The sequence below is a fragment of the Bacillus sp. TH13 genome, assembly GCF_016651175.1.
GTDB classification, from domain to species: Bacteria; Bacillota; Bacilli; order Bacillales; family Bacillaceae_G; genus Bacillus_A; species Bacillus_A thuringiensis_S.
The window spans coordinates 2,276,028-2,293,897 of record NZ_JAEKEJ010000025.1 but is presented as its reverse complement, the minus strand read 5'-3'; the positions used below and the strand labels follow the sequence as shown (position 1 = coordinate 2,293,897).

The window sequence follows — 17,870 nt, the reverse complement described above, 5'->3', positions numbered from 1 at the left end:
TTGATTAATTATTCATATTTGCTCTAACTACATGGACAAATCGCTCCACATTCCCTTTCTGAATATGCTTAACTCTAACCGTTTCATGATTATAAGTAAACTCAAAGTACGGATGAAAATCTATGCTATCTATATGCAAATATGAGTACTCTTTAAATGTTGAAGGATAGTACGGAAATTTCCCGTAAAACAGGAGACGTCTAGTAGTGGCAACAAAAATTCCATGTTGATAACATAACATGAAATTATCCTTCTCAAAGATCCCTACTACAAAGGCTAAAATTTTTTCGTCATCCTCTATATACTTGTTCACACTTAATAAAAGTTCATTCATGCATATCCCTCCAAATACTATTCTTGAAAAGAATCCATGGATTATTACAGACCGGTTTAACTCCTTTATAAAGTATGAAACGCGTTTCCTGTCAAAGATATTTCAAAAAAAATAATCCGTTATGCGATTATACACATAACGGATTAAGATTAAACTGTAGAACGTTCCACAAGTTCGTATGGAATTTCCAGCTTTTCTTGTTCAGAACTCTCATCATTCACTTTTCTATGCAACATTTCAAAAGCAGTTTTCCCTATCTCCTTTAAATTTTGATCAATAGTTGTCAATTGTAACACTTGCGAGATAGGTTGATTATCCAAACCAATAATTGCTAAATCTTCAGGAACTCGAATACCTAATTTCCCAACTTCCGTCATAACCCCAATCGCAACTTCATCGCCTGCTACTATTAATGCTTCAGGAAGATCCTGCATCTCTTTTAACTTATGAGCCACTTTTACACCGTCTTCTAGTGTAAAACATTCTGTAAAAATCCATTCTTCATTAACCTCTTCGTCTATAGATTGCAATTGCTGTTTATAAACATCAAAACGCTTTTGACTACTCGGCCCTAATTTTCTTCCCGTACAATAACCAATTTTTTTATAACCTTTCTCAATCAAATAATCCATTCCTAATTGAAAGGCCGCTGAATGATTCGTATATACACTTGAGATGTTTGAAATATCATTATCTTCACAAGCAATTATTGTGCCGTAAGAAGCATACGGTTCTATCGTTTCCCAATCATTTGCACGTGAACAAATAATAAGACCATCCAATTGTTTTGTTTTTAACATATGTAAACTTTTCATTTCTTCTTTTTTATTATAATTCGTTTGGCAAAGTAGCACCCTGTAATTATGAGTTAACGCTCCCTCCATCATTCCCCCTACCATTGCATCAAAGCTCGGGTGATTAATGTAAGGTAGAATTACACCAACAATATTCGTCTTTCCTTTTGATAAATGAACAGCATTTGCGTTTTGCGAGTAATTCAATTTCTCAACTATCTCTATAACCGCTTTCCTTTTTTCTTCACTTACATATGGGTGATCATTCAACACTCTCGAAACAGTCGTAACTGAAACTCCCGCCATCTTTGCAATATCTTTAATATTAGCCATACACTCACCTCTACCTTTAACTTAATGAATCTCATGAACATATGTCAAATCTTCTTATCATTACACCTTCATTCGTTTCTCTTACAAAAGTGTAATTTTTCTGTAAGCTAATTCGATAGTTACTTTCCGCAACATTTCATACAATTGAGTCAGAAACAGGGTAACAACTATTCGAAAAGGAGCGGATTAATATGATGAACAAAATGAAAACGAACAATTTCTTAAATACAATGGGCATGGTATTTTCCGCTCTTATCGACGCAAAAGCTGCTGCTTCTACATTAAACAAGTAAGGAGAATATATTATGAATAACATCACTTTTAACAAATTAGATTTTTTAGGACTAGCTAGTGGCTCTCTTCTTCTTACTGCTTTTATTTACGCCGCTACGCTTGTATAACTTTGTGTCCCCTTTCCCCTTTATTATAAATAGCAATAGAAAAGACGACCGTCTATGCCCGGTCGTCTTTTCTTATTTTTGATTTGATTGCAAAGCTTCTTTTAACTCCTCAAACTTCTCATTTAATTGATCTGTCATCATTTTCATAGCGGTTTTTCGATCTATTTGTTCTCCAGCCTCAATTTGAATTGGATCTCCAAAAATCAATTGTGCCTTTTTTCCCTTTATTAATTCTTTTACACTTGATGGACCAACATAAGCTGCTGGTACTAACGGAACATTAGAACGCATCGCAATTGTCACAGCACCCGCTTTTAATGAAACATCTTCCGCTGATCTTGTTCCACTCGGAAAAATCCCTACTACCTTTCCTTCTTTTAATAAACGTGATGGAATTTTAAGTGTACTTGGTCCTGGATTCGCACGATCTACAGGGAATGCATTTACATTTTTAAAGAACCAATTTTTGAATTTCCCTTCAAATAATTCTTTCTTGGCCATGTAATGAATTTGAGTTGGATACATCCCTGTAGCTAACATTAATACATCCATAAAACTTGTATGTGTACATGCAACAACATACGGTCCACCTTCTGGTAGCTTTTCTCTTCCTTGTACTTCTACTTTCCCAGCTGTTTTAAATATATATTTCAACAAAAATGTAATTGGTTTATACATTTGTTTCGTTCCTTTCTAAACATCCGAAGTATAATCATATTCTTACAATAATTATAACACTAAGTTTTAGGAGTTGGTAATAAAATTAAGAATGAATTGTTAAATTTCAATTCTTACAAAAGTGTAATTTTCTTGTAAGCTAATTCGATAGTTACTTCTTACTATATTTCATACAATTAAGTCAGAAACAGGGCAACAATTATTCGAAAAGGAGTCGATTAATATGATGAACAAAATGAAAACGAACAATTTCTTAAATACAATGGGCATGGTATTATCGGCTCTTTTCGATGCAAAAGCTGTTGCTTCTACATTAAACAAGTAAGGAGAATGTATTATGAATAACATTACTTTTAACAAATTAGATTTTTTAGGATTAGCTAGCGGCTCTCTTCTTCTTACTGCTTTCATTTACGCTGCTACGCTTGTATAACTTTGTGTCCCCTTTCCCCTTTATATAGAAAAAGACGACCGTCTATGCCCGGTCGTCTTTTTAATTTTTTCTTTCTTTCAACTCTTTTAAAAGCTGTATCAGCTCAGCTTGTTGTTTTATCTTTTTACGACCATTTCGATTAATTGCTGCAAGCTCACAGGCAACTCCGACGGCGAAGAAAAACAATAAACTTTCTAACATGTGAAATCCTCCATTTGCCTATTAAACAGCTTGACGTAATTGTTCTTCTTGTAAAACTCTCTTATTTATATTTTCTTCTTTTCTCTGGCAAACGTTATTGCGAATAAGTGCTGCAATAACAAGTACAGTCCCTATAATATCAAACATTGTGATCTGATACCCTTGCATCATCATAATAACTAAAGTCGTAATTGGTACAAAATTAATAAATAAAATCCCATTAATGGATGATAAAATTTTCACACCGTAGTTCCAAGCAAGTAGCGCTACAATACCTGGCAATGTCATCATAAATAACAAATCATACTTCACAATAGAAATCGTTCCCACACTAGGAACTGAAACATATCCAAGCGACGTAATAATTACCGTTATAATTCCTGTAACAGTCGTACCGAATACACACGTCAACGTAGAATAACGTAATGTTGACCAATCACTACACGTTTGACCACCCATCGTATAAATAACCCAGCCTACAACACCAATAAATATAAATGCTAATGAGAACATATTATCTTTCAATGTTACAAAGAAACTCATGTCACCTTTTGTAATAACAAACACAGCTCCTACAAAAGCAATAACCATACTCGTTATCATATACTTCTTCGGTTTTATATGCTTATATCCCCATAAAATACAAATAGAAATCATCGGCATAAGTGATTCCATAATGGAAGCTACCATTACACCCGACTTACCCATTAACATTTGCCCTAAAAATATGAGGACATTATATACTGTAAATGCCATCGTTCCAAAAAAGACGAGTAACTTTCCTCTTCCCTCTAAACGAAATGCCTGTTTTCCTTCTTTCATTAACAACAATACAATCAGCATTATCGCCACTGCTCCATAACGAATAAGCGAAAAATAAAATGGATCTATGTATTCTAGCGCATGATCAGCAACTGGAAACATCGCTCCCCATGACATACTCGCAATTAAACACGCTAAAGCCCCTATTATCATTTGACCTCTTCTCACCGCAATCCCCCGTTTCTTTCTATTTGCACAAAGAGAATTGTAAAAGAAAAAATATATCACGTAAAATGATTCAAAATGATGTTAACTATCATTTATAATGATAGTTAACATCAAGGGGGATTACAAAATGGAATTACGAGACTTACAAATCTTTAAAAGCGTTGCCGACCAGGGTAGTGTAAGTAGCGCAGCAAAGGAATTAAATTATGTACAATCAAATGTAACTGCACGTATTAAACAACTAGAAAACGAATTAAAAACCCCACTCTTCTACCGCCATAAACGAGGAATGACTTTAACAGCTGAAGGAAGAAAAATGCTCGTTTATGTTAGTAAAATTTTGCAAGATGTCGACGAACTAAAACAAGTATTTTTAGATAGCGAAACACCCTCCGGTATATTAAAAATCGGTACAGTCGAAACAGTAAGTACACTGCCTACCATTTTATCTTCTTACTATAAAAGCTATCCGAATGTCGATTTATCATTACAAGCGGGTCTAACAGAAGAATTAATTAGAGAAGTACTTGATCATCAATTAGATGGTGCCTTTATATCAGGTCCTATTAAACATCCACTAATCGAACAATACGATGTTAGTACAGAAAAATTAATGCTTGTAACACAAAATAAAGCTTTTCATATAGAAGAATTTACAACAACGCCTCTACTCGTTTTTAACCAAGGATGCGGATACCGTTCCAAACTAGAACGATGGCTGAAAGACGAAGGTTTGCTACCAAAAAGAATTATGGAATTCAATATATTAGAGACAATATTAAACAGCGTTGCACTCGGCCTCGGAATTACACTCGTACCACAGTCTGCTGTCCATCATCTTTCTAAAGCAGGTAAGGTACATTGTCATGCAATTCCTGAAAAATACGGCAGTATTTCAACGGTTTTCATACGCCGTAAAGATAGCTATATGACGAATTCAATGCGTAGTTTTTTAAAAACAATTGAAGAACATCATCATATCAATATGCTGTGAAAGACATTCTTACATGAATGTCTTTTTTTCTTACAAAAGTGTAAGTCTTTCGTAAGCTAATTCGATAGTTGCAAGTGGACATATTTCCTATAATTAAGACATAAGCAGGGCAACAACAATTCGAAAAGGAGCGGATACGCATGATGAACAATATGAAATCAAATAAATTTTTAAATACAATGGGCATGGTGCTATCCGCACTTGTCGATGCAAAAGCTGTTGCAACTACATTAAACAAATAAGGAGAGATTATAATGAACAACATTACTTTCAACAAATCAGACTTTATCGGACTTGCAAGTGGAGCTACTCTTCTTACAGCTTTCATTTACACACTTGCTCAAGGTCTTATTTAATACTTTGTTTCCCCAAACCCCTTTATATATAGAAAAAGCAGCTCGTCTTATAGACAAGCTGCTTTTTAGTTTGTTTCATATATAATTTGACCTGTTTTCATAATATCATATCCGTCAATTGCATTTAATTCATTATGAAATTCTTCCGATTGCAGAATGTCTTTCACGACTTCAATCAGCTCTTCATTTTCTTTATTCTTCAAAATTACTAAATCATACTGTTCTTTCATGATTGGAATAAAGTCCACATTTACAATTTGCGAAAACTTTTCTGAACCTACTCCTACATCAGCTTTTCCATTTGCAACTTGCGTGGCAACACCCAGATGATTCGATTCTTCCCATTCATATCCACTAATATCAGCTTTATTTAATTTTTGGATTCGTAATTGTTCATCCACTAACACTCTAATACCAGAACCCTTTTCTCGATTTATAAACTTTATAGTGGATCTGGATATGTCGGCCCATGTCTTTATTTTCTTCGGATTTCCTTTTTGGACATAAAATCCTACATTTCTGGACAATAAATTAATCATAATACATGGCTGGCCTACTAAAATGCGTTTTACATAAGGAACATTATATGTACCCGTTTCACCATCAAACAAATGCAAACTAACGATACTTCCTTCTCCTTGATACATTTTCACTAAACTTGTTAAGCTACCTTGATACGCTCTTAAAACATTAGAACTTGGCAAACGATTTTCTATACGTTTAGCTAACATATCTAACGTTAGTTCTTGACCACTAATAATACACGTGTTCAAGATACTACTACCATCGTTTTTTACAGGAGTAACTTGTACCTTTCCTGTTTTCATTTGTTTTATATATTGATCTAAATCTGCTGCATCAATGCGCATCTGTCTACCAACTCTATAAGAAGGAAGTTCTCCTTTTTTAATTAAGTCGTATACAGTTAATTTTGATACTTTTAATCGCTTTGCTACTTCTTCCGTTGTGTAGGAATGATGATCCATAGACGATTCCTCACTTTCTTCTTTCATTGTAACAAAGAAAAGAATATTTCTCCTATTTTTTAAAAATAGATATATGTTCAAATTATATTCAATTATAACTAGTTATATTTAGTTATATTTAGTTATAATTAGATGTGTCAAAACGAAAGGGGATTTTTTTATGAATAAATTTACATTACGTTCGATTGGGGCACTTATACTTTCTTTTCTTCTTATATTTAGTGTTGCATGTATAAACGGAGATAAGAAAGAGAAATCAACTGCTAAAGAAGGAAAAGCAGTTGAACTTACTATCTCAGCTGCTGCAAGCTTACAAGATGCATTAAAAGAAATTGAAAAACAATATAAAGAAAAAGAACCCAATATTAAACTTTCTTTTAACTTCGGTGCTTCTGGAGCACTTCAACAACAAATTGAACAAGGTGCACCTGCTGATTTATTCTTCTCTGCAGCAGAAGATAAATTCCAAACCCTTGTAAAAAAAGGATTCATTAATGAAAAAGAAGGGAAAAATCTTCTTGGAAATGAACTAGTTCTAGTCATCCCTAAAGATAGTTCTCTTACAAAATTTCAAGATTTAAAAGATGAGAAAATCAAAAAAATTGCACTTGGTACACCTGAATCTGTACCTGCTGGAAAATATGCAAAGGCTTCTCTAACACACGAAAACCTTTGGAATGATGTTCAAAATAAAGTCGTATTTACAAAAGATGTTCGCCAAGTGTTAACATATGTAGAAACAGGGAATATCGATGCTGGTATCGTATACAAAACAGATGCTCTCATTTCAGATAAAGTAAAGATTGGTGAAACAGCAGCAGCTACTTCTCATGAGCCAATCCACTATCCTTTAGGTGTTATAAAGGAATCTAAACATAAGAAAGAGGCGACTTCATTTTATGAATATTTGCAGTCAAAAGATGCACAATCTATCTTTAAGAAATATGGATTTACAGTCCTGTCGTAATTACTATGAGCATTGATGCTATTATATCGCCTGTCTTTCTATCTTTAAGAGTAGCTGCGTGTGCCACTATTCTCGTTACAATTTTAGGGACGATTGTCGGGCGAGCACTAGCTCGCTCCTCATGGCGATATAAAGTACTATTAGAAACTATATTTTTATTACCAATGGTACTTCCACCAACTGTTATCGGCTTCTTTCTCATTATCATCTTTGGAAACAACAGCCCGATCGGAAGGTGGGTTGAATCATTATTTCAGCAGTCTATTATGTTCACATCTACCGCTGCGATCATCGCTTCTACAGTTGTTGCATTTCCGCTTATGTACCAATCAGCGAAAACGGGATTTTCTATCGCAAATGTACAAATTGAAGAAAGTGCTCGTGACCTTGGCGCAAGTGAATATCAAGTTTTTCTGCACGTTACACTTCCGCTCGCATTTCCTGCATTACTAAGCGGGATGATTTTGAGCTTTGTCCGCGCGCTCGGTGAGTTTGGTGCTACACTCATGTTTGCCGGGAATATCCCTGGTAAAACACAGACAATCCCGACTGCAATTTACATGGCCATTGACGCAAGTAATATGCAACTCGCCTGGACACTTGTGGTTATCACTATTAGTATGTCACTCCTATTTCTGCTATGTATTCAGCTTATTAACAAAAGAATTACTAACCCTTAAAGCAGCTTTTTTGGAAGCTGCTTCTTTATTTCTTAGGAAATAAAATATACCACCGGGAAATAACTGAATTTTACCTCTTATTTAAATATACATTTTATTTGAATTCACTTTCTAAAATAGGCAATTTCCTGTTATTATATGGAGGTGTTTCAAAAAATGAAGAAATGAAAACGCATTTATATCGTGAATTCTTCATCCTGTTTTAGCGATCGGTAATCTTCTACTCTATTAGTGGGGCATTACCGATCGTTAGAACAATATGTAACTATATTGGTATAGCAAACCGAAGGGAGTCTTGTAATGGACATTTTATTAGCGCTTCTTCCTGCAATTGCATGGGGAAACATCTTATTAGTAAGCGTAAAAATGGGCGGTGGTGCATATAGCCAAACGGTAGGTATGACAATCGGTGCTCTATTCTTCGCAACAATTATGTATGTATTTACTCAACCAGCTTTAACAATGACAGTCTTAATTGTTGGTTTTATTTCAGGTTTATTCTGGGCTTTAGGACAAGTAAACCAATTAAAAACAGTTGAAAAACTAGGTGTTTCAACTACCGTAACAATTTCTACTGGTATGCAACTTGTTGCAACTTCTATCTTTGGAGTTATCGCTTTCCGTGAATGGACTACTACAACAACGATTGTTCTGGGAACGATTGCAATCCTATTAATCGTAGTTGGTGTTGTATTCACATCACTAGATGATAAAGAAAATGCTCAGCCACCAGGACAATTGAAAAAAGGACTTCTTACTTTAATCGTTTCTACTTTCGGCTATCTTGTATATGTAATTATTATTCGTTGGTATAATATCGATGGTTGGTCTGCTATTTTACCACAAGCAGTTGGTATGTTTGTTGGTGCGGTTGTACTGACGTCTAAACATAAACCATTTAACAAATATGCAATCCGTAATGCTTTATCTGGTTTACTATGGGGAACTGGAAACTTATTCTTACTTCTTTCATTACCACGTGTCGGAGTAGCAACAAGCTTCCCATTATCTCAAACTGGAATCGTTATCTCAACATTCGGTGCGATTGTCTTCTTAGGTGAAAAGAAAACAAAACGTCAATTGATCTTTATTGCACTAGGTAGTGTTTTAATTATCGGCGGTGCTGTATTACTTGGTATGACAAAAGCATAATCTTATATTCTATTAGTAAACCCCTGAAGCATATATGCTTCAGGGGTTTTTCAATTCTAATTATTTTCTAGATATAATTATTTGTATGTTCTTGCCCCTTATAATTGCTCTTCCACTCTAGCAAACCAGCTACACATATAAAGAGATTAATAACAGCTAATATTAGCATGACGTATAAAGTAATAGCCCTTTCCTTTACCATGAATTTCCGCCTTCTCATTATCCATTCCACCTACGATAAGTCTTTTCTTTTTACAAAATTCCCTTAAAAATGATATCGTTTTTATAACATATCTCTACTAGAAAGGAATAAAGGATATGGCAACTAAACATCGAATTTTATTTATTGGCGCCGGTCGTATGGCAGAAGCTATATTTTCCGGATTACTCAAAACAAGCAAAGAATACATCGAAGAAATTATCGTCTCTAACCGAAGTAACGTAGAAAAGCTCAAACAGTTACAACATCGATATAATGTGTCTACTGCAACAGATTGGAAGCAGCATATTACATCTGTTGATACGGTTGTTTTAGCAATGCCACCTTCTGCTCATGAAGAGTTATTAACTGAGCTATCTCCGTTAATATCAAATCAACTTGTCGTAACAGTAGCAGCTGGCATTGGACCATCTTATTTAGAAGCTAGACTCCCAAAAGGCACTCCTGTTGCTTGGATTATGCCTAATACAGCTGCTGAAATTGGAAAGTCTATCTCCTTATATACAATGGGACAATCAGTAAATGAGTTGCATCAAGAAACCCTGCAACTGCTTTTAAGAGGCATTGGTACTTCACAGCTTTGCACCGAAGAAGAAGTTCATCAGCTTACTGCAGTTACTGGAAGTGCGCCAGCCTTCCTTTATTACTTTGCTGAAAGCTTAATTGAAGCAACAAAAAGTTATGGAGTCGATGAAGAAACCGCAAAACATCTTGTCATTCAAATGATTTCTGGCTCTGCTTCTATGCTTGAACAAACGCAAAATCCAGCTAACCTCCGAGAACAAGTAACAACACCAGGTGGTTCCACAGCTGAAGGTCTCAAAACTTTATATGAATATAATTTTTCAGAGGCAATTCAAAAAGCAGTAGAAGCAACAAATAAAAAAGCTAGGGGGAAATAATATGAATTTAACAAATTTAAAAGACTATACAACATTACATAATGGTGTGAAAATGCCTTGGTTCGGTTTAGGTGTTTTTAAAGTAGAAGATGGTTCAGAAGTAATTGATTCTGTAAAAGCAGCAATTAAAAATGGCTACCGCAGCATCGATACTGCAGCAATCTATCAAAATGAAGAAGGCGTTGGACAAGCGATCCGTGAATCCGGTGTTTCACGTGAAGAATTATTTATTACATCAAAAGTATGGAATAGCGATCAAGGCTATGAATCAACACTTCAAGCATATGAAACTACATTAGAAAAATTAGGGCTAGAATATTTAGATTTATATTTAGTACATTGGCCTGTAAAAGGGAAATATACTGAATCATGGAAAGCGCTAGAAAAACTTTATAAAGATGGCCGTGTTCGTGCTATCGGTGTGAGTAATTTCCACATTCACCACTTACAAGACGTATTTGAAATTGCTGAAATTAAGCCAATGGTCAATCAAGTGGAATATCACCCACGCTTAGCACAAGAAGAATTACATACTTTCTGTAAAGAACATAACATCCAGCTTGAAGCTTGGTCACCATTAATGCAGGGCCAACTATTAGATAACTCAACATTACAAGAAATTGCGACAAAATATAATAAATCAACTGCGCAAATTATTTTACGCTGGGATTTACAAAACGAAGTTGTAACAATTCCTAAATCAATTAAAGAATATCGCATTATTGAAAATGCAAACATCTTCGACTTTGAATTAAGTGCTGATGATATGAAAGTAATTCAAGCTTTAAATGAAGATCGTCGCGTTGGTCCAGATCCAGATAACTTTAACTTCTAGTAGAAAAACCACTGCCATATGCAGTGGTTTTTTCGTTTAAGAAAACTGAAAATTTAAACTATATTTCATTTAGTTGACACTTCATTATTCAAGGTGTAAGATTTTGAATTATCAAAGAAACACAAAAATTAATAAAATTTATTCGTTTACTCATTGTATCAAGAGAGGTGGAGGGACTGGCCCTTTGAAACCTCGGCAACAGGTTCATTTTGAATACTGTGCCACTTCCTGCAAGCTTTATGCTTGAAAGATAGAATGAGGGACTTCGTTTATATACGGGTGCATAACTTGTACGTAAAAATCCCTCTTTCTCAATATGAAAAGAGGGATTTTTTATTTTTCATTTCCCTCATCATCATCCAAACTTAATTATTTAGGAGGAAAATCAAATGAAAAAGAAGTTTGTACCCGGTATTGCATCAGTTGTAGGAGTAAGTATTTTATTAGCTGGTTGCGGTAGTTATAAAAACGAAGCAAGCGGAGCAAATGCAAAAGACGAGGCACCTAGTAAACAGGTTTTAAACTTATCTTCACCTACTGAAATACGAACAATGGATACGGCTCGTGCTACAGATACTGATTCTGGTCAAGTAATGAGAAACGTATTTGAAGGTTTGTATAATCTTGGTGAAGGTAACAAACCTGTTCCTGCTGTTGCACAATCTCATGAAGTAAGTGGCGATAAAACGAAATACACATTCCATTTGCGAGATTCAAAATGGTCAAACGGCACTCCTGTTACAGCTAAAGATTTTGTGTTCGCTTGGCAAAGGGCCGTAGATCCAGCAACAGCCTCTGAATATGCATTTCTATTCTTTGATATTAAAAACGCAACAAAAATTAACAACAAAGAACTTCCAGCCGACCAACTTGGTGTAAAAACAGTTGATGACCATACGTTTGAGGTAGAATTAGAGCGTCCTGTTCCTTATTTTATTAGCTTAACAGCGTTCCCAACATTTCTACCAATTAATGAGGAATTCTTTAAAGCACAAGGTGATAAGTACGCTTTAGAAGATAATACAATCTTGTACAATGGAGCTTTTACACTAAGCGATTGGAAGCACGAACAAAGCTTTAAATTTAAGAAGAACCCTACCTATTGGGATAAAGATACTGTCAAACTAGAAGAAATCAATTTTAACGTCGTAAAAGAAAAATCAACAGAAGTAAATTTATTCGAGTCAAAACAATTAGATCGTATAAAACTAACATCTGACTTCGTTGATAAATATAAAAAAGATGCTAACTTTAAAGAACGTCCAAATGTAGGCGTACAATTTTTACGTATGAATCAACAAAACAAAGTACTTCAAAACGTTTCTGCACGCCAAGCAATCGATCAAACAATTGATAGAAAATCCTTTGTAAATACGTTATTAAATGATGGCTCTACACCAACATTTGGTCTCGTTCCAAAAAACTTTGCAAAAGGACCTGAAGGAAAAGACTTCCGTACTGCAAACGGCGATTTAACAAAAGTTGATACAAAATCTGCACAAGAGTTATGGAAAAAAGCTAAACAAGAGCTTGGTTCTGAAAAGATAACATTAGAATTATTAACGAGTGATGCTGACCTTGATAAGAAAACTGGTGAATTCTTAAAAGGACAACTAGAAAAGAATTTAGATGGCTTAACAGTAAATATAAAACCGCAGCCGCGTAAGCAACAAGTTTCGCTTTTATTAAAAGGTGACTACGAAATCGGAATTGATGGCTGGAGCCCTGACTTTGCTGATCCAATCACATTCCTTGAGCTATTTACAACGAATAATCCTTACAACTTAGATCATTACTCTAATAAGGAATTCGATGAAACAATAGCAAAAGTGAAAACAACCTTAGCTGGTGATGAAAAAGCTCGCTGGGAAGCATTACTAGAATCAGAGAAAATATTATTTAAAGACTCTGTTATCGCTCCTCTTTATCAAAAAGGAGAATCTTATTTAGAACGTTCTTACGTAAAAGGAATTGTGCAAGTAGACTTTGCTGGTCAGTTAAACTTCAAATGGGCAAAAATTGAAAAATAAAGTGAAACTTTAATAATTGGGGTTTCTTCATCCCCAATTATTATTAGCCCACACCAATTGTTTTTTTAGCAAAATATATTAAAAGTAGATTCTCTCATACAAGAGAATCTGCTTTTTTAATATATTATTCTAAGAAATTAACAATCTGTTTTTATTATTGACATATAGTTCTTTCCAGTGTTAATATTCTAAATAATCAAAGAAACAAAATATTTCACCATCAAAATATAACGTCCACTACGTTAAAAGATATAACGATAGATTATAGTTCAACATGTATATACATATAGAACACCTGATTACCTACATGCACATATCTATAATGGGTTTTCTCTTCTTCTATAGATACACTTCAAGACATGGACATTATGACGTTACGAACAACACATTTAGGGAGGACCGAACAATGAAGAAAAAAATTGTACCTGTTGTTGCATCTGTTTTAGGGGCAAGTCTATTACTAACTGCTTGCGGGGGAAATAAAGATAATACAAGCGGAGCGAAAGCAAACGATAAAGCACCTGATAAACAAGCAATTAACTTATCATTTGCTTCAGAAATTCCAACAATGGATGTTGCCAAAGCAACGGATGGGGAATCCATGAATGTAATGCGAAATGTTTTTGAAGGTTTATATGCAATGGGAGAAGATAATAAACCTATCCCTGGTGTTGCTGAGTCGGTTGACATTAGTCCCGATAAAACAAAATATACATTCCACCTGCGTGATTCAAAATGGTCAAACGGTACTCCTGTTACAGCAAAAGACTTTGCCTTCGCTTGGCAACGTGCCGTAAGTCCTGAAACAGCTGCCGAATATGCATTCTTATTCTTCGATATAAAGAATGCAAAACAAATAAACCAAAAACAATTGCCAATTGATCAATTAGGTGTCAAAGCTCTTGATGATAAAACGTTAGAAGTACAACTAGACCGTCCTGTTCCCTATTTCTTAAGCTTAACGACATTTTCAACATTCTTACCAATTAATGAAGATTACTTAAAATCTCAAGGCGATAAATACGGTTTAGAAACAAATCATTTAATTTACAACGGTGCTTTCACATTAGATAACTGGAAACACGAACAAAGCTTCCAATTAAAGAAGAACCCTAACTATTGGGATGCTAAAACTGTAAAATTAGAAGAAATCAACTTCAATGTCGTTAAAGATAAGTCTACAGAAGTTAACTTATATGATTCAGGACAAATTGATCGTGTTGCTTTAACTGCAGAGTTTGTTGATAAATATAAGAGCGATCCAAACTTCAAAGAACGCGCTGAAGTCGGCATTCAATTCTTACGACTAAATCAGAAAAATGAAACATTAAAAAATCAACATGCACGCCTTGCTATTAACGGTGCAATGAATAAAAAAGCTTACGTAGAAACAATCTTAAATAACGGCGCGGTTCCAGCTGAAGGAATGGTTCCTGCGAAATTCGCAAAGAGCCCAGAAGGCAACGACTTCCGTAAAGAAAATGGAAATCTAGTTAAAGATGATGTGAAAACAGCAAAAGAAAACTGGAAAAAAGCAAAACAAGAACTTGGTACTGACAAAGTAACAATCGAACTATTAACAAGTGACAATGCTTTAGCTAAAAAGACTGGTGAATATTTAAAAGGTGAATTAGAAAAGAACTTAGACGGATTAACAGTGAACTTAAAACCACAACCACGTAAGCAACAGTTGAAACTACTATTAAGTGGTGACTATGAAATCGGAATTGACGGCTGGGGCCCTGACTTCGCTGATCCAATTACATTCTTAGATTTATTTACAACAGATAGCGCTTATAACTTCGATAAATACTCTAACAAAGAGTACGATGAGCTAATTCATAAAGTAAAAACAGATTTAGCTGGTGATGAAAAAGCACGCTTTGAAGCAATGAAGCAATCTGAAAAAATCTTATTACAAGACGGTGCTGTCGCTCCGTTATACCAACAAGGTCGCTCTTACTTACAACGCTCTTTCATTAAAGGACTTGTAACGACTGACTTCGGCGGTGAATTTAACTACAAGTGGACAGAAGTTGCAAAATAATAAGTACTAATAAAAGGTATCCAATTGAAGGATACCTTTTTATTTTATGCTTCTTTAACTACCGAGCTTCTTCTTCCCTTTACCATTCCTTTTATAGCTAAAGTCGTCACTGCTACTAATTGTGTAACCAATACAATAACTAATAATGAAATAATATTTCTCTCTAAACTAACTCCTCCGAATATTATTGTATAATAGCCATTTGCTGCATATGTTGCGGGAAATAATTCACCGATCGTTTGATATGTTTTAGGAAGCATTTCAGTACCTCCTCACAAATTCAATTTACCATATACATACAAATCGTTTTTGATTTAAATTGCGGATTAGCCCTTGTGACTGCAGGATAATAATTTATTTTCAACACATACATAATTACATGTTTTTGGGAAAAACTTGTATAGAACGAATTTACATAAGGAGGAATTTATAATGAGAATTCTACTATCAGTTTTATTAGCTCTTATGCTAGTACCTGCATTAACAGGATGTAAAGCTCCTGCAAAAGAAGACACAACTTCTAATAAAAAGACGACTGAAGAAGCAAAAAATGAGGCTCCTGCAGATTTAAAACTAAACTTCAATGAATTCGATTTAAAGGCAGACTACCAAGATACAAAGAAAGACTACGAAGCAGACTATAAAAATGTAGCAGCTGATAAGAAAATGGAAGCAAAAATTGAAGATCATAAAGCAGATGTAAAATTAACAGGAGACGAGGCTATCACAAAATTAAGCCCACTTCTACAAGAATTAAAATTTGATAAAGATACTGCTGACCAAGAAGTAATCGATCAAGTAGTAAACGTGTTCAAACTTGATAAAGACTATCAAAAATTCGATTTAGAAGTTGTCTTCTCTGATGGAACGAAAAAAGAATATAAAAGAGAAATAAAATAAAGAAGTAGGCGATTGCCTACTTCTTTATTTTTTAATTTTTGCGTATCTTAGTTCTGGACTAGAACCGATAATGAACTGAACACCAGATACTGATGGTTTTTGTAAATATGAAGCACTTGGGAAAATAATTGGGATTAATGGTGAATCTGTAAACATAATATCTTCCGCTTTATGCAATAAGTCAAAACGCTTATCTTCGTTTTGTTCAACTTTTGCTTCTTTTACTAAAGCGTCAAATTCTTTATTATGCCATTTTGCATAGTTATTCGGACCATCACCTGCATATAAATCTAGTTTAGTAATTGGATCTAATAAAGAGCCGCCCCATCCCATATAAGCTAATTGGAAATCACTTTGCTTGTATGTGTCGATGTAACTCTTCCACTCTTTATTTTCTAATTTAATATCTACGCCAAGATTTTTCTTAAACATTTCTTGCATTGCTTCTGCTACTTTTTTATGTTGTGTATCTGTAGTGAATTTTAATGTTACTTCAGGTAATGTAGACCACCCTTGTTCTTTCATACCTTCTTCTAATAATTTTTTCGCTTCTGCTGGATCAAATTTAACGTAATCACCTTTTTCTTTACGAAAATCACGACCACTTTGTGTTTTTGCTCCTTCTGGAACGAATGCATATGCTTCTTGCGCATTATTTTTATACAGTTTTTCAACGATAAATTTACGATCAACCGCTAATGAAAATGCTTTACGTACCTTCGCATTTGTAAACGGCTCTTTTTCTACGTTAAACGAATAAATATAAGATGAAAATCCTGCAACACGCTTATATTCTTTATTTCCTTTTTCTTTTTCAATCATCTCTTGTGGTAAACCACTTAGTAAATCTAATTCTTTTGATTTAAATAATTGATACGCTGTTTTAGAGTCTGGAATAATACGAAACTCAATTTCTTTTAGAGTTACCTTTTTATCGTAGTATTCTTTATTTTTTTGTACTGTAATAGCCTGGTTATGCTTCCACTCTTTTAACTGGAATGGTCCATTCGTAATTAGCTCTTTTGGATCTGTTTTTAATTTATTATTATCATCAATCGACTTTTTAGCTAATGGAATAAATAATGAGCTTGCTAATTTTTGTTTAATAGAAGCAACTGGATGTTCAAGAGTTACCTTTAATGTTTGAGGATCAACGACTTGAATACCAACTTGTCCCTCTTCACCTTTTCCAGTATTATATGCCTCTGCCCCTTTAATGAAATACATTTCTGTCGCATTCATAGAACCCGTTTTCGGATTTAATAATCGCTTCCATGCAAATTCAAAATCATTTGCCGTAATAGGAGAGCCATCTGACCATTTAATATCTTTCTTCAAATGGATTGTATATTCAGTTCCATCAGCATTTACCTCTTCTTTCTCTGCTAATTCATTTTGATATTTCCCATCACTATCTTGCGTATATAAACTTGAAAACAACTGCCCAATTATATAACCTGACGTGCTATCTGTTGCAATAGCAGAATCAAGTGTGTATGGATCACTACTAATATTCGTTACTAATCGATCGCCTTCTCCCTTACCAGCACTCGCCTTTTGCGTCTCTTTCTTACCACAAGCGACCGAAGTAATCGCTAAAACAGTCATAATGATAAACAGTAAAAACTTCTTCATCC

At 34.5% G+C, this 17,870-nt stretch carries 21 protein-coding genes and 1 riboswitch; of the genes, 12 read left to right on the top strand and 9 right to left on the bottom strand.

Annotated features, from left to right (window positions below):
- Positions 1-4 precede the first annotated feature (4 nt).
- Both JFU02_RS20320 and JFU02_RS20315 read right to left on the bottom strand, forming a co-directional pair.
- Positions 5-334: a PH domain-containing protein gene (locus JFU02_RS20320; protein WP_061666734.1), complete on the bottom strand. Its 330-nt coding sequence runs from the start codon at positions 332-334 to the stop codon at positions 5-7.
- 149 nt (positions 335-483) lie between these two features.
- The gene (locus tag JFU02_RS20315) at positions 484-1,461 is read right to left on the bottom strand and encodes a LacI family DNA-binding transcriptional regulator (protein WP_097960141.1); all 978 of its coding nucleotides are present in this window, start codon (positions 1,459-1,461) and stop codon (positions 484-486) included.
- A 305-nt stretch (positions 1,462-1,766) separates the two neighbouring features.
- Here JFU02_RS20315 and JFU02_RS20310 point away from each other — a divergent pair, with 305 nt between their 5' ends.
- Complete coding sequence (locus JFU02_RS20310) at positions 1,767-1,862, top strand: DUF3948 family protein (RefSeq protein ID WP_001060007.1); 96 nt, start codon at positions 1,767-1,769, stop codon at positions 1,860-1,862.
- Between the two features lie 72 nt (positions 1,863-1,934).
- On the opposite strand, the gene JFU02_RS20305 is transcribed toward JFU02_RS20310, so the two are convergent.
- Entirely contained in the window at positions 1,935-2,540 is a 606-nt protein-coding gene (locus tag JFU02_RS20305; protein ID WP_000277778.1) for a lysophospholipid acyltransferase family protein, read from the bottom strand.
- Positions 2,541-2,877: 337 nt separating this feature from the next.
- Between JFU02_RS20305 and JFU02_RS20300 the strand changes: the two genes are divergently transcribed.
- Positions 2,878-2,973 carry a DUF3948 family protein gene (locus tag JFU02_RS20300; protein ID WP_001060007.1) on the top strand — a complete coding sequence of 32 codons (96 nt, stop codon included), beginning with the start codon at positions 2,878-2,880 and terminating at the stop codon, positions 2,971-2,973.
- Positions 2,974-3,033: 60 nt separating this feature from the next.
- Here the strand turns inward: JFU02_RS20300 and JFU02_RS20295 are convergent, their stop codons facing one another.
- Both JFU02_RS20295 and JFU02_RS20290 read right to left on the bottom strand, forming a co-directional pair.
- On the bottom strand, positions 3,034-3,174 hold the full coding sequence (locus tag JFU02_RS20295) for a YrzO family protein (RefSeq protein WP_000894065.1): 141 nt from the start codon (positions 3,172-3,174) through the stop codon (positions 3,034-3,036).
- Positions 3,175-3,195: 21 nt separating this feature from the next.
- Positions 3,196-4,164, bottom strand: coding sequence for a DMT family transporter (locus JFU02_RS20290; RefSeq protein WP_142307733.1), 969 nt, complete (start codon positions 4,162-4,164; stop codon positions 3,196-3,198).
- A 127-nt stretch (positions 4,165-4,291) separates the two neighbouring features.
- On the opposite strand from JFU02_RS20290, the gene JFU02_RS20285 reads away from it, so the two are divergent.
- The gene (locus JFU02_RS20285) at positions 4,292-5,158 is read left to right on the top strand and encodes a LysR family transcriptional regulator (protein WP_023520844.1); all 867 of its coding nucleotides are present in this window, start codon (positions 4,292-4,294) and stop codon (positions 5,156-5,158) included.
- Between the two features lie 254 nt (positions 5,159-5,412).
- On the top strand, positions 5,413-5,514 hold the full coding sequence (locus JFU02_RS20280; RefSeq protein WP_001060017.1) for a DUF3948 family protein: 102 nt from the start codon (positions 5,413-5,415) through the stop codon (positions 5,512-5,514).
- Positions 5,515-5,579: 65 nt separating this feature from the next.
- On the opposite strand, the gene JFU02_RS20275 is transcribed toward JFU02_RS20280, so the two are convergent.
- A complete protein-coding gene (locus tag JFU02_RS20275) occupies positions 5,580-6,500 on the bottom strand; it encodes a substrate-binding domain-containing protein (protein ID WP_141535847.1) in 921 nt (306 codons plus the stop codon).
- A gap of 160 nt (positions 6,501-6,660) precedes the next feature.
- Between JFU02_RS20275 and modA the strand changes: the two genes are divergently transcribed.
- The 3 genes from modA to JFU02_RS20260 all read left to right on the top strand — a co-directional run bounded on the left by modA (position 6,661) and on the right by JFU02_RS20260 (position 9,299).
- Positions 6,661-7,467 (top strand): molybdate ABC transporter substrate-binding protein, encoded by an 807-nt coding sequence (gene modA / locus JFU02_RS20270; protein ID WP_201071528.1) that lies wholly within the window; start codon positions 6,661-6,663, stop codon positions 7,465-7,467.
- Between the two features lie 5 nt (positions 7,468-7,472).
- Positions 7,473-8,147: a molybdate ABC transporter permease subunit gene (gene modB, locus JFU02_RS20265; protein ID WP_002152004.1), complete on the top strand. Its 675-nt coding sequence runs from the start codon at positions 7,473-7,475 to the stop codon at positions 8,145-8,147.
- A gap of 300 nt (positions 8,148-8,447) precedes the next feature.
- Entirely contained in the window at positions 8,448-9,299 is an 852-nt protein-coding gene (locus tag JFU02_RS20260) for a GRP family sugar transporter (RefSeq protein WP_000353549.1), read from the top strand.
- A gap of 67 nt (positions 9,300-9,366) precedes the next feature.
- Here the strand turns inward: JFU02_RS20260 and JFU02_RS20255 are convergent, their stop codons facing one another.
- On the bottom strand, positions 9,367-9,519 hold the full coding sequence (locus tag JFU02_RS20255) for a hypothetical protein (protein WP_176542997.1): 153 nt from the start codon (positions 9,517-9,519) through the stop codon (positions 9,367-9,369).
- 98 nt (positions 9,520-9,617) lie between these two features.
- Between JFU02_RS20255 and proC the strand changes: the two genes are divergently transcribed.
- The 4 genes from proC (at position 9,618) to JFU02_RS20235 (ending at position 15,333) form a co-directional block, all read left to right on the top strand.
- Positions 9,618-10,421, top strand: coding sequence for a pyrroline-5-carboxylate reductase (gene proC / locus JFU02_RS20250; protein WP_000201593.1), 804 nt, complete (start codon positions 9,618-9,620; stop codon positions 10,419-10,421).
- A 1-nt stretch (position 10,422) separates the two neighbouring features.
- The gene (locus JFU02_RS20245; RefSeq protein ID WP_001054776.1) at positions 10,423-11,256 is read left to right on the top strand and encodes an aldo/keto reductase; all 834 of its coding nucleotides are present in this window, start codon (positions 10,423-10,425) and stop codon (positions 11,254-11,256) included.
- Between the two features lie 152 nt (positions 11,257-11,408).
- Positions 11,409-11,513, top strand: a riboswitch (SAM riboswitch).
- A gap of 132 nt (positions 11,514-11,645) precedes the next feature.
- Entirely contained in the window at positions 11,646-13,286 is a 1,641-nt protein-coding gene (locus JFU02_RS20240) for a peptide ABC transporter substrate-binding protein (RefSeq protein WP_201071525.1), read from the top strand.
- Positions 13,287-13,692: 406 nt separating this feature from the next.
- Complete coding sequence (locus tag JFU02_RS20235) at positions 13,693-15,333, top strand: peptide ABC transporter substrate-binding protein (RefSeq protein WP_201071522.1); 1,641 nt, start codon at positions 13,693-13,695, stop codon at positions 15,331-15,333.
- 44 nt (positions 15,334-15,377) lie between these two features.
- Here the strand turns inward: JFU02_RS20235 and JFU02_RS20230 are convergent, their stop codons facing one another.
- Positions 15,378-15,593 (bottom strand): hypothetical protein, encoded by a 216-nt coding sequence (locus tag JFU02_RS20230; protein ID WP_000937087.1) that lies wholly within the window; start codon positions 15,591-15,593, stop codon positions 15,378-15,380.
- A 172-nt stretch (positions 15,594-15,765) separates the two neighbouring features.
- Here JFU02_RS20230 and JFU02_RS20225 point away from each other — a divergent pair, with 172 nt between their 5' ends.
- A complete protein-coding gene (locus JFU02_RS20225) occupies positions 15,766-16,233 on the top strand; it encodes a YusW family protein (protein ID WP_001221551.1) in 468 nt (155 codons plus the stop codon).
- A gap of 24 nt (positions 16,234-16,257) precedes the next feature.
- Here the strand turns inward: JFU02_RS20225 and JFU02_RS20220 are convergent, their stop codons facing one another.
- Positions 16,258-17,868, bottom strand: a complete 1,611-nt coding sequence (locus tag JFU02_RS20220) for a peptide ABC transporter substrate-binding protein (RefSeq protein ID WP_000714088.1) — start codon at positions 17,866-17,868, stop codon at positions 16,258-16,260.
- Between the last annotated feature and the right edge of the window lie 2 nt (positions 17,869-17,870).

Bases quoted from the DNA above. Each gene is read 5' to 3' on its own strand.
- JFU02_RS20320 (WP_061666734.1), bottom strand. From the start codon at position 334: ATGAATGAACTTTTATTAAGTGTGAACAAGTATATAGAGGATGACGAA.
- JFU02_RS20315 (WP_097960141.1), bottom strand. From the start codon at position 1,461: ATGGCTAATATTAAAGATATTGCAAAGATGGCGGGAGTTTCAGTTACG.
- JFU02_RS20310 (WP_001060007.1), top strand. From the start codon at position 1,767: ATGAATAACATCACTTTTAACAAATTAGATTTTTTAGGACTAGCTAGT.
- JFU02_RS20305 (WP_000277778.1), bottom strand. From the start codon at position 2,540: ATGTATAAACCAATTACATTTTTGTTGAAATATATATTTAAAACAGCT.
- JFU02_RS20300 (WP_001060007.1), top strand. From the start codon at position 2,878: ATGAATAACATTACTTTTAACAAATTAGATTTTTTAGGATTAGCTAGC.
- JFU02_RS20295 (WP_000894065.1), bottom strand. From the start codon at position 3,174: ATGTTAGAAAGTTTATTGTTTTTCTTCGCCGTCGGAGTTGCCTGTGAG.
- JFU02_RS20285 (WP_023520844.1), top strand. From the start codon at position 4,292: ATGGAATTACGAGACTTACAAATCTTTAAAAGCGTTGCCGACCAGGGT.
- JFU02_RS20280 (WP_001060017.1), top strand. From the start codon at position 5,413: ATGAACAACATTACTTTCAACAAATCAGACTTTATCGGACTTGCAAGT.
- JFU02_RS20275 (WP_141535847.1), bottom strand. From the start codon at position 6,500: ATGGATCATCATTCCTACACAACGGAAGAAGTAGCAAAGCGATTAAAA.
- modA (WP_201071528.1), top strand. From the start codon at position 6,661: ATGAATAAATTTACATTACGTTCGATTGGGGCACTTATACTTTCTTTT.
- modB (WP_002152004.1), top strand. From the start codon at position 7,473: ATGAGCATTGATGCTATTATATCGCCTGTCTTTCTATCTTTAAGAGTA.
- JFU02_RS20260 (WP_000353549.1), top strand. From the start codon at position 8,448: ATGGACATTTTATTAGCGCTTCTTCCTGCAATTGCATGGGGAAACATC.
- JFU02_RS20255 (WP_176542997.1), bottom strand. From the start codon at position 9,519: ATGAGAAGGCGGAAATTCATGGTAAAGGAAAGGGCTATTACTTTATAC.
- proC (WP_000201593.1), top strand. From the start codon at position 9,618: ATGGCAACTAAACATCGAATTTTATTTATTGGCGCCGGTCGTATGGCA.
- JFU02_RS20245 (WP_001054776.1), top strand. From the start codon at position 10,423: ATGAATTTAACAAATTTAAAAGACTATACAACATTACATAATGGTGTG.
- JFU02_RS20240 (WP_201071525.1), top strand. From the start codon at position 11,646: ATGAAAAAGAAGTTTGTACCCGGTATTGCATCAGTTGTAGGAGTAAGT.
- JFU02_RS20235 (WP_201071522.1), top strand. From the start codon at position 13,693: ATGAAGAAAAAAATTGTACCTGTTGTTGCATCTGTTTTAGGGGCAAGT.
- JFU02_RS20230 (WP_000937087.1), bottom strand. From the start codon at position 15,593: ATGCTTCCTAAAACATATCAAACGATCGGTGAATTATTTCCCGCAACA.
- JFU02_RS20225 (WP_001221551.1), top strand. From the start codon at position 15,766: ATGAGAATTCTACTATCAGTTTTATTAGCTCTTATGCTAGTACCTGCA.
- JFU02_RS20220 (WP_000714088.1), bottom strand. From the start codon at position 17,868: ATGAAGAAGTTTTTACTGTTTATCATTATGACTGTTTTAGCGATTACT.